Raw genomic sequence first — 13794 nt, 5'->3', positions numbered from 1 at the left:
AATGACAACGTCAATCGTAATGGCGGCATACAATGCCGATCAGTTTATTGCCAAAGCAATAGAAAGCATTGTTAGGCAGACGGAAGATGATTGGGAGCTATTGGTTGTTAATGATGGATCAACAGATCAAACAGCAGAGGTAGTAGAAAAATTCCTTAGCGATAAACGTATAACTCTGATCAGTCAACCAAATAAAGGTCAGTCTTACGCTAAAAATACAGGTATAAATTCCTCCTCCGGAGAGTTTATTGCATTCTGTGATGCAGATGATTATTGGCATCCAGAAAAATTAAAGACGCAACTTAAAATAATGGAAGGGTGTTCTGATATTGGAGTGGTTTATTCAAATGTTCAGAATATAGATGAAGATGGAAAACTTATTGAATCAAATCCTATAAAGAACGCCCCGGTTGGCGACGTAAGCAAAAGCCTGCTTTTCGATAATTTCGTACCATTTGGAAGCGCGCTAATCAGACGCACAGCGCTCCCAAAAAGCAGTCCATTTAGCTCAAAAGTGAAGATGGGTATTGACTGGGACTTGTGGCTTAGGATATCCACAAAATGGAAGTTCGATTTTTCTGAGGAGCCACTATATTTTTACCGTCAATGGTCTGGTCAAATGTCTAGAAACTATCACGGGCGATATCATTGCGCACTAATAATATTGAATGATTTCTCTAAAGATTTCAGTCAAAAAATTGATAAAGCCTCACTTCGGCGGGCTAGGGCTGATATTCATGCAAATTATGCATATCACATATCCCTCTACGAAGGATTAAACTTTTCACTATTCAAACAAGTATATTTCGCAATCGTTAATGGATTTGACACACCACGAGTAATAAAAAGAGTGGCCAGAGCGTTATTGAGGCGTTTTTGATGATTGATGAAGACTTGAAGCTAGAAATTAAAACCTATCTAGCAAGCAAAGTAGTTTTCTCCGTTCCCATAGGAATCACTCTGCTACTACTTAGCTATATAAGCTACAAGTTGCACCGTTACTATACCTTTTCAAGACTCCTTGGAAAGTATGAGAAGTTGCTAGAAGTAGCAGAATTAGCTGGTGTACATGATATGTACAAAAGATTGACCGCAATTCGAAAGGATCTGTTATCCAAGAAACACAATCCAATATATGAGCATTTCATCAATAGCAGATCAGCAAGAAAGTTAGAGCTGAACTACCAAGAGCACTCGAAGGAAAGCGTTGCTCGGCTTAGATATGAGAATGAAGACAATCCAGAGCGAGAAGGAAACCTTCTAATCCTCTCTCCAGTGACTGTGCGCGATGGCGTCAAAACTAAGGGCGTAATCTACATTCAATATAATCAATCGATTTTAGAAGCAGCCGCCGTATACGACTTGCCGAAGCTGTTAGAAGATTATGCAATCGTTATAGAGCCAAGCAGCTGGGGATATTCAGACATAGGCATTGAGCTTTTTCTACACAAAGAGCATAAAATCTTTGTAATGGCTCAAGACCGTATTGACTATGGATATGTTAGCAATTTAGATTGTAGACTTATTGCGTTACCGATTGGCGCCGGGGATTGGATCGATGTAACTTCGGTTAACAATAAGAAGAAAAATGAAAAGTGTTTTGACATATGCATGGTCGCAAGCTGGAGAAAATTAAAGAATCACGAACTAATGTTTAAACAGCTTAGCAAACTTGAAACCCCTCTTAGAATCTGTCTTATCGGTTATCGGTGGGGAAATCGAACTGCAAACGATATTCGTAAAGAACAAAAGCGACACTTCCCTACCTCTATACTTTCCATTATGGAAGGCGTGCCGCATGGCTTCGTTTTTGAAGCACTAAAAAAAAGTCGTATAGCGCTGATGCTCTCTGAGCGAGAAGGAGCTAATCGAAGCATCTATGAAGCGATTGCATGTAAGGTTCCAGTTCTTGTGCTTAGCACAAACAGGGGCGTTAACAAATCTCTGGCCGATTCTGGCCTAATTAAACTTTGCGATCCAGACAAACTTCACATTGCCGTTAAAGCGCTACTAGCCAGTAAAAGTGAAACGCATTTCAGCACTGAGAGTTTTGGCCATACGCATTGCTGGAAGGTACTAAAAATCAGCATCCAAGAGCACTATGGTATTTTTTTGCAAGACAACCCAATAATTCGATCTTCACCAAATTTAAATTACATAGATGAACGAACTAAGAAAGCATTTAATACTCATTATGATGAATTGCAGCAGTATCTGAGATAATTTAAGATTTCAGGCAGGTTAAGAAGGGTACTGGAAAGATGAGTAAAGGACTACCTAGCATCAGCATAGTAATCCCATGTAGAAATGAATCTGCACACATAGGGAGAGTACTGCAACAGATTTGTTCGCAAAACTACCCTAAAAGCTTAATAGAAGTGTTAGTTATAGACGGCCAATCGAGTGATAGCACCACAAAAATAGCAAAAACGCTCTTACGCCACACAGGTATTTCGTACAAAATTTTGCGAAATGAAAAGCTATTATCTAGCAGCGCTCGAAATATTGGCATTGCAAACTCCAACAGAGATTATATTCTATTTATCGACGCACATACTCATATCCCAACCCCCCTATTGTTGCACAACATTGGTCAATCCATAGTCAATCATTCAGCATTGGTAATAGGAAGAGCTCAACCACTAGAAGCTCCAGGAATATCGACCATGCAAAGAACTATTGCCTATGCAAGATCATCCATCTTTGGGCATGATGCGAGCTCATTAATTTATACTCCACAAGAAGGCTGGAAAGACCCGACAAGTTTTGGCTGTATGTACCACCGAAATATTTTTTCTCTCGCTGGGATGTTTGACGAAAGTTTTGACGCGGCAGAAGATTTTGAATTTAACTATAGAGTAAACAAGCTAGGCCTCAAGGCACTAACGAGTAGCGCGTTTAAGATATATTACTACCCAAGGACTTCACTTTACGAGCTGTTCGAGCAGATGCGTCGATACGGCGAGGGAAGGACAAAATTTTATCGAAAACATGAAACACTAAAGTATGCATATTGTCATGCTATACCATGCGCACTGATGCTAGCACTTTATGCAATCATATTTGCCTCTAAAGTAAGTTTAGTTGTATTAACAGCCACCTACATTATTTCTTCAATATACTATTTCAACACATTAAAACGTAAGACTAATCGATTGACATATGCGCTATCCTGCCCATTAATATTACCGATAATATATGGAGGTTCAATATATGGATCATTACAGGAACTTTCAAGATATAAATTACGATGAGCAAATAGCTGAACTCCAAAGAACTGGTCATACAAAAATAGGAGCATGTTCGGACTTGGTAGATTTCGCTAAAATCATCAATGAATATAGAAGAGAACCCTATATAGCATCCGCACTACTAGACATAAAAATTTCCCGAAAATATATTAGCTCATATTTTGTAGATATGGCATTAGAGTTAGGTGAAAAATTCTTTGAAAAAAAATGCTATATTACTTACACGCAACTAATAGTAAAAAATGAAGGATGCGAAGCAATTCTACCTCACCAAGACCAGGCCTATCTTGGCTTCAATTCAGGTGTAAATACGCTAATCCTTTGGACTCCATCGTCAATGACTACCAGTAAAAACGGCGGTTTATATTACTGTGAAAAATCAACCGATATAGAAGAACATGTAAGTTACAACCTACATGGAAACAGATACCTTAAGACACTAGTCGATTGCAGAAATACTGTCGAAGCAAAAGATATAGACATAGGAGAAGTTAGTGTTCACACAAATTATACAGTTCACGGAACTTACAAAAACCAATCAACCCAGTATAGAATGGCGGTAGCTATACATGTGTCAACCATGCCAAACTATATTAAACATCTACGCACACTTATCCATCAGGCTTTTTCTGGTGTTTTAAAGTTCAGATTAATTTTATCTAAGTGACACACTAATGACGCTCTGTAAGCGGCTATAGTAAAGCCAGCAGCGAACCACCAATACACTTCATACAGATCCATTCCAAACATACCCAAAGCTAACCGACAGATAACAAATAAATTTATGGCCAAACAAAAGTCAGCCATCAAAAAGTCACCTCGCTCTTTAAAATTTTTAATACTAACTCTATTTAGACGCAACAATCTCGTTACAAAAACGAGAAACACAACAAATCCTACTACCCCCAAATTGGTCAGAACCTCCAAATATAGGTTGTGAGTATCCTGTGTTCTTCCAAACATATCCTCTCTTACCTTTGGGAAAGCCTGAACGCCGATACCGAACGGGTATTCTTTCGCCACTTCTAATGCATCATAGAGTATCTCGATTCTCTTGTTTGCAGAACTTCCTCTCTCTTCTTCAGACTTAAAAATTGTCTGAAATCTACCAATATAGCTTTCTGGCAACAACAATGAAGCGCTAAAAAAAAGCGTAACAACAATGGCTAGAGTCTTAAGCCGAAACAATCCAAATCTGGAGAGCATTACCAAAAAGAGGAGCAGTGTCGCCACATAGCCCGTCCTAGAGCCTGTATAAAGCACTATCAATAACAGCCCTAAGATTCCAAAGCCAAATAGAATTTTTACGAAAGTAGTTTGATATTTAAAAAGCAATAGCAAAAACGGTAATGCACCAACTGCTGCACCAGATAGACTATTTGGATGTCTATACATTCCCGTCACACCATGAAGACGCATTACACCTTGGTTCTCCCAGACCATACCACCGGTTATTATTCCAAAGTATCCTTCCTGAACAATCTTAGCCATAGCCAATATAAAGGCATAAAGCGCTAAAAGAACTTGGCTCCTTCCGCTAGGAATACTTACCAAGAAAAGGCATAACATAGAAAATTTTAATACCCTATCCCAGAACACTTCGATAGAGTGTGACCTATCGAAGCTGACAAACGTATAGAACAATAGAAAGAAGTAGAAGGCGAAAATGCTATAGATTAAGGAACGGTCATCTAAAGCAACTTTATCTTTTTTCGTATTAAAGAGCTTGGCAAAGGATATGATTATCAATACTACCCCCAGGATAAACTCGATTCGAATTTGACCAAGGAATGAAACTCTATCCCCAACTTGTAGATACCAAATAACTATATAGAAGAACAAAAGAGAATTACTAACATCAATAGATCTAACCAAGTCACCAATACGGACTAAATTTAGTCTGCCAGTTCCTTTGTCTTCCTCTGATTTGAACTCTTTCTCAAAACTATGCATAAACGCTTCTACAATGATTGGAATACCGATTGAAAATACTTACACTGAGATCACAATCTACCGGTAACAGCAAATGAATTATATTTTCACTTCTCGATTAGTTAGGTCTGCCAGCTATATTTACTTAGCTTTAGCTACCGGAATAACTTATGGAATAGAGGAAGAGCGAACCGTCTTTTATACCATAGATTTCGATTCAAATAACAATTCAGCTTATTACAGCGCCAATTCAGATCATACAGCTATAATAGACGGCATTGGACGAAATGGCTCTAAGGCTTTACGCGGGAATCTTAACAAAACTGTCCTAGACCCGCTTACTGGCAAGCAAGGACACGGACTACTCTCTAGATTTGAGTTATTTTTGTTTGATGATCTAAATGACACAAATGATCCCATAAGAAGCTCTAAAAGGTTGTATGTTTCCTACTATTTTCGCCTAGATAGGTGCAAATGGGCCGGAGATTCCATGCCCTACGACGAAAATGATCCATTTAAGGTCGACATGAAATTTGCTTACCTTAGAAAAGGTGTTGACCCTTGGTACTCTTATTACTTGGCAGGCAAGGTAGGCAAGAATAATAGCATCAATCTTGCTGCTAATAATTCAACCTGGATGGATGAAACCGTCAGCGAGCCAGGCCTTTGGGGGAAAACCACGCAATACTTTGATGTTGTAGACGAAAGTAAAGTTAGAACTCCTATTGGCAGCGACGGTCTATGGCATAAATTCGAGTATATTATGGATTACACCGATGGATTTCCAGCTATCCATATCTCAATTGACGGTATTGCTGTCAGAAACCCCACCTATCCTAACGGCAAGCTACGCCTAAATAGGGAGTTTCGATTAGAGTCAATACAGCTGCCTTATACGGGTTATCACAACCTTTCTGCCTCTACGAATGATTCGAGCACACCAGGGGATTATTGTAATGGCTGGCAGATTGATGACATTACGGTGGCCAATCTAAGTGAAAAGCAAGTGAAGGCTTGGGACAATAGAGCACCGACCCCATAAGCCGCCCTATTCCACTATTTCGAAAATATATCATGACGCCTGATTCGAGCTAGTTTAGTACAAACTAGCTCTCGCCTTCATAAGCGATTTCAATCCAAAATATATAGCGTTAATATTTTTTCGCCTGATACCTTCTCGCATCAGCAACAAAAAGTAACCGAATGCTTTTTTCTTTAGCCGCTTCGATCTGATTAAATCTGGGTCTAGGCGACTAAGAGTGCTCCGAGATCGTACGTAATTTAATAGCATTCTGGTTGAATTAGATGACATATTGTTCGAATGCATCCTTCTCATCATCAAGACATGCCAATCAAGCACTATTTTCGACCTTAGAATACATCGATAAACTAATTCAAAATCTTCACAAGCCTGCAACCCCTCGTTAAATCCACCAACCTCTTTAACAAAACCTGTCCTAAAAAGAGGCGAACTAGCAATGGAGAAATTTTGGTCTATCAATATAGATAGAGCCTCACCAGATTCTAGCAAGCAAGATTCACTTTCACATTTCCATCTATTCAAATGTGTACATGTTGAAAAATGGTCGTCTGCCACTCTATCGAAGTAGAAATTCTGGTAATTCGAGACCACCATGCGACAGGAGTCACGCTCAATCAACAACGATACTTGCCTTGATATTTTTTCAGGAAGATATATATCATCCCCATCTAGAAAGCATATAAATTCACCCTTAGCTGCATCTAGTCCAGTGTTTCTTGGCGACGAACACCCACCACTATTTTTTTGGCTAATAAGTACAACTTCAGGATACGTTCGAACAATATCGCATGTATTATCGATTGACCCATCGTCCACTACAATAATTTCAATGGCAGGGTAAGTCTGAGCTAGGCAACTTTCAATCGCCTCGCCAATCAATGACTCTTGATTGTAAGTAATTATTACAACAGTAACCAGTGGTTGATTAATCAGCACGTTATCCATGTCGCCCAATCTTCCTAAAATATTTAGTTAATATATTTCGCTCACGACTATCAATTTCCAACACCAAGAAAAAGATAAAAACTATCGAAATAACAAACGACGAGGAAACTATGTAAAACACATCGTAATAATTCGTAACACTATCTATTACTGACTTAATTAGAAAAACTGGAATAAGTAAAATTAGGGGGCGGTATATAGAACTCACCAATTTAATACTTTCCGAAAGCTCCAAAGTTTTAAGCACCACAAATGGATAGGCAATCAATCTAGAAACCAACAAGGGCAAAGACATTGATATGGCAATAGAGAATATGTTTGCATCCATGTAAAAACAGCTATAAGCCAATCCTGCCAGCATCAACATCAGCTCAAAAAATGTAAACATAGCTAAGATTCTGTGCTTTCCATATGCGTATAAACAATTGTTAAACGGATCTGTTAACAACATTGCAAGCCGCCCTGATAGCAATATCATTAGTATGATGTAACCGGACCCTTCGTCATACTCATCTCCCATCCAAGCGCTAAGCAATAGACTACCGAAGAACAAATAAAATGTTATCGTGGCCACACAGAAATACGAATTAATCCTTCCGACTATCTTAAGGTCTTGCTCAATTGATCTATTATCTTTATTACTTACATGTCCGGCAAAAATTGGCAGTGTAATACCTAGCATCTTATATAGTAATAGAAGAGAGTAATCGACTAGCCTTACGGGTATATAATAAACTGACACTGCACTATATGAAACGAATCCACCAATGAAGAATAGATCCATTCGCGACCTAAGCATACTTCCAACATCAATGAATAACGCCCAGATACTAAACTTATATAAGTCAACTAACTGGGACCGACTGATGTAACTGACGGACAGTTTCATTTCTTTAAAAACATACTTAGACATTAAGACAAAGACGATCGTATCTAAAAAGCTGAGAGCTGCGGTCATGGCTGCTATTGCAACTATTTTATAACCAGAATTTATGAGGTAGATTAGGATTATTGCATTCGAAACTTTAAATACTATTCTATATGACGACTGAATATCGTATCGATAGTGTGCAGAGAATATCCCAGCAAAGGCTTTCGATGGAAAATCAAGCGCCATACCAAATCCAATAAGCAGAAGAACCAATTTAAAATCTGCTTCTGTCACACCGTCTATTAGGTCAGGCGTATAAAACTCGACTAGAAGTAAAATAAAAATTATTATAATAAAGCTGATACACGAATATACCAAAAGCGCACTATTTATAACGATATTGGCACTCTTGTGCTCAGATTTTGATATAGCCATTGTAATATTTCGTGTTACCGCTGAAGCAAAACCGAGATCAAATAGATACATCATAGCCGTAAAACTGCTGATCAATACCCACAACCCATACATATCTTGCCCCAACCCATTCAGCATGATAGGCAAGGTGATAAAACCACAAACAATAGCAACTACCGTTTCAATCCCTCGAAGGGCCGAACCCTTTATCAATAAATTCAATCTACTCAATTTATATTCAATCCGTTAGTATTCTAAATAAAATTCGCAATCCATTTCTTGAAAATAAAAGGTTAGAATTAAAAGTGGACTGCAAAAATATTAAAAGAGCCAAAAATCGATTTTTGTTATTTAAGGCCGCATTGATAAAAGGTTCATAGCGAATTGCTTTGTAGCGTCTCGCGTTCATTGCGCCAAAGAAACTTTTAGCAGCATACTTATTTACAACCTCACACTGGTAGTAAAGCGCTGTTCTATAGGAATTCTTTCGAGTGGAACTATTAGGGTACTTCCGATAGAAGTACATGGGTTCCTCTATCGTTTTAAATTCAAGCACACCACTGAGGCGCAACCAATTCTCCCAGTCGTGAGCAGTAACAAAGTTTGGATCCCAAAGCCCGAATTGTTGTATTGCCTTTGTCGGAGCTAATAATGTGTTGAAGCATGACATCTGATTGAGCTCGAGACTAAGCAGTGCGTCTCTATATTGGGATTGAGAGGTTTGTTCTGGGGGGTAGCTTATCGACAGAAATTCACGCTCTCCATTACCATCAACTACAAAGCGCTGCACTGCGCCGATCACGGCGGAATTTTTACCCGGAGATATTTCGTCTAGCTGCCGCTCTAGCTTATGGCTAGGCCACAGATCATCGGAGTCTATAAAAGCAATGTAGGGAGCACGGGCCATTTTTATTCCAACATTCCGAGCTGTTGGGCTACCGCTATTTACTATTTTTGTGTATAAAATACGTTGGTCGGATAAGCGGTTGGATATTATTTCAGCTGTACTATCTGTGGAACCATCATCCACGATAATTAATTCCACATTGGCGACCGTTTGGTTCAGCACGGAATCAATCGCCTCTTCAATATAAGCTGCAGTATTGTATGCAGACATGATCACGCTGACCTGTGGCTGTATACTCATGTGCCCTTCACCGATTTCAGCCAGAGTGATCCTTTTCTAGCGAGCCCCAGCAACCCACGTTCTAGCCTATAGGTGGTTAACGGAATAGCCTCAGTGGCGATCTTGGCTTTGTAGTTATCAGAGCGTCCAGTACCGGCTAAGAAGTCATAGCCTATACCCTGCATTAGAGCGTCCTCTATGGCATACCCTAAGTGCAATGAGCCCAATTGAACATTTGTAGCAAAACGCTCTAGAAAGCCAGATTGCAGGTTATAACGATTACCTGCGTAAATAATATCCAGCAAGACAGAGCAGACATTCCCATCAACCTCCAGTACAGAGAGTACAGGCTTCACCCCCTCTGCCGCTCCTTCTGTCAAAAAGCAATGGATAAAATCTGCCGTGGTCTGACTATAGCAGTCCTTTTGCCACCTATTCCGATGCATACTGTTTAGCAGGCCGACAAATCTATCCCACTCGCTTAGGGGTAAACTTTTCAGTTCTATTTTTCCTGCTTGTAATAGTCGCCGGCGGTTCCCAAAATAGCGCACGCGCGTAGAGCGGCTAAGTTGACTTGTGTAGGTTTCAATTGGCATAGGCGCGATACGGTAACTCAGATCATATTTGGCCTGAGTTAAGGTTGCGCTCATTTCTAGCGCGATTTTTTGAAGCTCTACTTGCAGCGCCATGCTGGGAGCCATATCGGGCAGAAATAGTTGAGACCAACCACAGCCTAGTTCTTTCAGTCGACTTAGCAGATCGCGAATCACAGTAACATCCTTGATGCTGTTGTATTCTGATCTTGGCGATGCTAATAGAGCGTTACTACAACCCAATGGTGCTAACTGGGTAAATCGGACTCCGCGTATTTTTACTTGCGAGAGATAAAAGTGTTCTTCTAAGCGGCTAGCCTCAGCTGGCTTAACAACCTGAATGCTTGCATTCTTACCAAAAATATAATTCCAGGCGTTCAGCCATGCCCGGGACCTAAATGGGGATTTAGGTGGGTTCTCTAACCGAATTATTGGCTGAATGCTCATTGAACAATACCGTATAACGACAGCGACCAATACAACACTGACAGGCTTTGCTCTAAAGCGAAAATATCCTGAAGATAAACGAAGAGTAACAGCACGCCACTCACGTTTGGCAGCTGTGCTGGCTGATCAAAGAGATAGGAGTTCGCCAAAGTGGTAGACATTGCGATAATGATCGCCGCCCAGTAGGTAGGATCTAGGCGCAGGCTGCGGCGCAGAATGAACATACCCGCGTAGCGCCTATCAATTCCCTCTTTGATATTTCGAGATATCACCAATCCACTGATGACAAAAAATACAGGGACACCTAGATAGCCATAGGAAAAAGCCACCATAACCCAGTGCGGTAAAAGTACCGCTAAAGGTTCCCTTAAGGCTCCGCTTAGATGAAATAGTACGACGGCCAGCGCGGCTATACCGCGCATTCCGTCTATAGCCCCAAGGCGCGGCTTATTGACTGTTTGCTGTCCCATGCAACACTACCCGCGCCCACCGGGCGTCCCTAACTTACAGCTTTGCCTTGGCCGCTGTCAGGTGCTCTTTGATTTCAGCATTGTTTGGCGCCAAGGTTACCGCTTGTTCTAAAATGGCATGCCCCTCTGCAACTTGACCATTTTCAACGAGCATCCATGCATAGGTATCCATAATTGCTGCGCTATTGGGTGCCAAATCAAATGCTTTTTTAGCCGTGGGCAGTGCTCTTTCATCGCCACGGTCATGGTAAATCCACGCCAAATTATTTAACGCGGCAGGTATATTCGGTGAAAGTGCCAACGCCTTGTTATACAAGGTTTCCGCAGCATCGAGATCACCCTGACTCTGGACAAGCATGGCCTTGAACAACACCGGCTTACTCGATTCTGGCAGTGCTTTTATCCACTCCTCTAAAAATTCAGCAGAGCCACCTTTAGTTCGCGCTAATAAATTGAACATTGCCTCGCCAGTGAGGTCTGTGGGGTTTACACCCCAAGAAGCCTGGAAAGCGCCAAGTGCTTGCTGTGGATTATCCGCTTGCTCGTAAATCTTGCCCTGCAAATAGTGCCGTGCAACAGAATCGTTATTATTGGCACTATATTGATCCAGGATTTTTTGAGCGCCGGCGTTATTGCCGCCATCCAGTTCAATCTTGATCAAATTTGCAATGAAGGTGATATTATCCGGCACCCATTCTGCAGCCTTTAGCAGTGCCGCCTTGGCCGCCTTCACATCGCCCTTCTGATAATGTTGAAAGCCCAACTGCTGACTGGCCTCTGCGGCGAGTGCGCGCACGCCCGGCGCCGAAGGTTTCTTGCTAAGCGCTAACTGCGCTAGCTTTAACGATTTATCGAAGTCCTTTTGCTCAAATGCCAAACGCGACATAGCGTAGTCTGGCTGCCAAAAGGATTTATCAATATTTAAATCGGCTAGGCGACCTTCTGCCTGGGCAATCTGCCCCCTACGCTGTAGCGTAATTAGCCACTGACCATACGCCTTCAGTGCCGCTGGGTTGGTTCTAATGGTGTCTTCCCAAGCCTGCGTAGCCTCGACCAGCTGGCCGCTTGCTTCATAGCTTTGGGCCAGCCCCGCGTAGGCAATGCCTTTTACTTCTGCGTCGCCCAAAGAAACCGCACGCTCAAACGCTTTGCGAGCGGCACCAAAGCGCTGTGAACCCAACTCATACCAGCCGACAAAGAAAGCCCCCTTAGCGCTTTGGGGATTTTTTGCCACATAGGCGTCAATATTTCGCTTCAGCTCTTCGCGCTTATCAGATGCTGCCAAGGTACGGTAGTAAGCCTGCTGAATGAGAATGTCATCTGGCGCTTCATCGTGGGCCTTTTTAAGCTGCGCTATCGCTTGCTCTTTCTTGTCTTTCTGTAGGTAGCTTCGCGCGAGCGCAATACGCAATCGGGGCTGATCTGGATTGAGCGCCAAGCTGCGCTCTAAAACCATCATGGCTTCATTGGTATCTTGGTTAAGTTCAACCAGCGCCAAGCCATAGGTGGAGAGTATGCCTGCATTATTAGGCTGCTGCGCGACAGCAGCCTTTAGCATAGCCATGGCTTCCGCGGATTTTTGGGTGTTTAGTTTTGCTAGGGTTGCCGCTTGAATGACTGTAGGTGTTGCCGTCTCCGTGTCGATAAACTCATCGAACAGTTGCGACGCCAGTTCGTGCTCTCCCTGCTGTTGTGCCACAAGGCCAAGCAACGTGGCTGAATTTTTATCTTGAGGAAATTCTTCGCGCAACTCTTTTAATAGCTTCGATGCGCCATCTAAATCGCCTTTTACATACAACTCCATGGCCTCGGTAAACTTTTGCTGCGCCGCGTAACTACCTGGGCTCGCATCAGACAAGATCTTTTGGTAAGTAAATGCCTCTGCAGATCGGCCCAACTGAACCAATGTATCGATCAATCGACGCAACACAAACGTCTTATCTGCCAGCATGACATCAGTTGATTGCAGACTGCTAAGCGCCTTGGTGTAATAACTTTCCGCCTTATCTAGATTGTTATGGTAAAGCGAAATATCCCCCATAAGTGTTAAGGCATCAAAATAAGTGGCGTTTTGCGTTAGCAAATTCCCCAACTTTTCTTCAGCCAATTCAGGTTTATTTTCGGACAAATCTTTCGCTGCAGAAAGGTAAAGTTGAGCCACTTGCGATTCAGGGTTAGGGTTTTTATTAAGGTCAGCCAACAAACCGTCAAAATCATCATAGGCTTTCAGGTAAAGATAGGCCTCGCCCAATAAGCGGCTGCGCTGTACTAGCCCCTCTTGCGATTGCGTAGCCACGGGAATAGCCTCTAGCAATTGAGACGCCGACTTGAATTTCTTGTTAGCCAAGTATGACTCAGCCAATTGAATATCTAACTCATGAGATTGCTCAACCCCTTGCTCGCGCGCCGTTTCAAGCAATTTCTGGGTCATTGAGAAGGCGCCAATTTGATTGTAGATACGCGCGAGAACCAGATAACCGTCGGGAGTACCAGGTGCCAATTGAATCACGTTGCGCGCCTCTAGCATTGCGGCGCGATACTGGCCCTGCTTTTCATATACCTGCGCGGACTTTAGATGCCTGGCCGATTTTTCTGCGTTTTCTGCTGAGTCGTTACTACAGCCGGCAATAAACGCGACGATTACAACCAAGATCCACTGGAGTTTTATTAGCGTTTTCATGGGCACCCTGCCAAACCTTTGGA

General features: G+C 41.9%; 12 protein-coding genes. 5 read left to right on the top strand and 7 right to left on the bottom strand.

The window, feature by feature from the left end; translation table 11 throughout:
* Position 1 precedes the first annotated feature (1 nt).
* From ACW8F6_RS07310 to ACW8F6_RS07295, 4 genes are read left to right on the top strand one after another with little or no spacing between them, the layout of a single operon-like run.
* Entirely contained in the window at positions 2-880 is an 879-nt protein-coding gene (locus tag ACW8F6_RS07310) for a glycosyltransferase (protein WP_491575194.1), read from the top strand.
* Positions 880-2223: a glycosyltransferase gene (locus tag ACW8F6_RS07305; RefSeq protein WP_491575193.1), complete on the top strand. Its 1344-nt coding sequence runs from the start codon at positions 880-882 to the stop codon at positions 2221-2223. Before ACW8F6_RS07310 ends, ACW8F6_RS07305 begins: the two co-directional genes overlap by 1 nt.
* Before the next feature lie 38 nt (positions 2224-2261).
* Entirely contained in the window at positions 2262-3254 is a 993-nt protein-coding gene (locus ACW8F6_RS07300; RefSeq protein WP_491575192.1) for a glycosyltransferase, read from the top strand.
* Positions 3214-3918, top strand: a complete 705-nt coding sequence (locus ACW8F6_RS07295; RefSeq protein WP_491575191.1) for a phytanoyl-CoA dioxygenase family protein — start codon at positions 3214-3216, stop codon at positions 3916-3918. The genes ACW8F6_RS07300 and ACW8F6_RS07295 overlap by 41 nt, the downstream gene beginning before the upstream one ends.
* On the opposite strand, the gene ACW8F6_RS07290 is transcribed toward ACW8F6_RS07295, so the two are convergent.
* On the bottom strand, positions 3870-5204 hold the full coding sequence (locus ACW8F6_RS07290; RefSeq protein WP_491575190.1) for an O-antigen ligase family protein: 1335 nt from the start codon (positions 5202-5204) through the stop codon (positions 3870-3872). The two genes, ACW8F6_RS07295 and ACW8F6_RS07290, sit on opposite strands and share 49 nt — an antisense overlap.
* A gap of 73 nt (positions 5205-5277) precedes the next feature.
* Between ACW8F6_RS07290 and ACW8F6_RS07285 the strand changes: the two genes are divergently transcribed.
* A complete protein-coding gene (locus ACW8F6_RS07285; RefSeq protein ID WP_491575189.1) occupies positions 5278-6225 on the top strand; it encodes a hypothetical protein in 948 nt (315 codons plus the stop codon).
* Between the two features lie 54 nt (positions 6226-6279).
* Here ACW8F6_RS07285 and ACW8F6_RS07280 read toward each other — a convergent pair whose 3' ends face one another.
* From ACW8F6_RS07280 to ACW8F6_RS07255, 6 genes are read right to left on the bottom strand one after another with little or no spacing between them, the layout of a single operon-like run.
* Positions 6280-7170 carry a glycosyltransferase family 2 protein gene (locus ACW8F6_RS07280; RefSeq protein WP_491575188.1) on the bottom strand — a complete coding sequence of 297 codons (891 nt, stop codon included), beginning with the start codon at positions 7168-7170 and terminating at the stop codon, positions 6280-6282.
* Entirely contained in the window at positions 7163-8686 is a 1524-nt protein-coding gene (locus tag ACW8F6_RS07275) for a lipopolysaccharide biosynthesis protein (RefSeq protein WP_491575187.1), read from the bottom strand. The genes ACW8F6_RS07280 and ACW8F6_RS07275 overlap by 8 nt, the downstream gene beginning before the upstream one ends.
* Positions 8687-8693: 7 nt before the next feature.
* On the bottom strand, positions 8694-9602 hold the full coding sequence (locus ACW8F6_RS07270; protein WP_491575186.1) for a glycosyltransferase family 2 protein: 909 nt from the start codon (positions 9600-9602) through the stop codon (positions 8694-8696).
* On the bottom strand, positions 9599-10621 hold the full coding sequence (locus ACW8F6_RS07265; protein WP_491575185.1) for a GNAT family N-acetyltransferase: 1023 nt from the start codon (positions 10619-10621) through the stop codon (positions 9599-9601). The genes ACW8F6_RS07270 and ACW8F6_RS07265 overlap by 4 nt, the downstream gene beginning before the upstream one ends.
* Positions 10618-11091, bottom strand: coding sequence for an acyltransferase family protein (locus tag ACW8F6_RS07260; RefSeq protein WP_491575184.1), 474 nt, complete (start codon positions 11089-11091; stop codon positions 10618-10620). The genes ACW8F6_RS07265 and ACW8F6_RS07260 overlap by 4 nt, the downstream gene beginning before the upstream one ends.
* A gap of 34 nt (positions 11092-11125) precedes the next feature.
* Positions 11126-13771, bottom strand: coding sequence for a tetratricopeptide repeat protein (locus ACW8F6_RS07255; RefSeq protein WP_491575183.1), 2646 nt, complete (start codon positions 13769-13771; stop codon positions 11126-11128).
* Between the last annotated feature and the right edge of the window lie 23 nt (positions 13772-13794).

The organism is Simiduia sp., assembly GCF_058345725.1.
Note: the sequence above shows the minus strand (reverse complement) of the source record. Positions and strands in the feature narration are given on the sequence as shown.

Excerpts from the sequence above, each read along its gene's own strand:
- ACW8F6_RS07310 (WP_491575194.1), top strand. The coding sequence starts at position 2 with ATGACAACGTCAATCGTAATGGCGGCATACAATGCCGATCAGTTTATT.
- ACW8F6_RS07305 (WP_491575193.1), top strand. The coding sequence starts at position 880 with ATGATTGATGAAGACTTGAAGCTAGAAATTAAAACCTATCTAGCAAGC.
- ACW8F6_RS07300 (WP_491575192.1), top strand. The coding sequence starts at position 2,262 with ATGAGTAAAGGACTACCTAGCATCAGCATAGTAATCCCATGTAGAAAT.
- ACW8F6_RS07295 (WP_491575191.1), top strand. The coding sequence starts at position 3,214 with ATGGATCATTACAGGAACTTTCAAGATATAAATTACGATGAGCAAATA.
- ACW8F6_RS07290 (WP_491575190.1), bottom strand. The coding sequence starts at position 5,204 with ATGCATAGTTTTGAGAAAGAGTTCAAATCAGAGGAAGACAAAGGAACT.
- ACW8F6_RS07285 (WP_491575189.1), top strand. The coding sequence starts at position 5,278 with ATGAATTATATTTTCACTTCTCGATTAGTTAGGTCTGCCAGCTATATT.
- ACW8F6_RS07280 (WP_491575188.1), bottom strand. The coding sequence starts at position 7,170 with ATGGATAACGTGCTGATTAATCAACCACTGGTTACTGTTGTAATAATT.
- ACW8F6_RS07270 (WP_491575186.1), bottom strand. The coding sequence starts at position 9,602 with ATGAGTATACAGCCACAGGTCAGCGTGATCATGTCTGCATACAATACT.
- ACW8F6_RS07265 (WP_491575185.1), bottom strand. The coding sequence starts at position 10,621 with ATGAGCATTCAGCCAATAATTCGGTTAGAGAACCCACCTAAATCCCCA.
- ACW8F6_RS07260 (WP_491575184.1), bottom strand. The coding sequence starts at position 11,091 with ATGGGACAGCAAACAGTCAATAAGCCGCGCCTTGGGGCTATAGACGGA.
- ACW8F6_RS07255 (WP_491575183.1), bottom strand. The coding sequence starts at position 13,771 with ATGAAAACGCTAATAAAACTCCAGTGGATCTTGGTTGTAATCGTCGCG.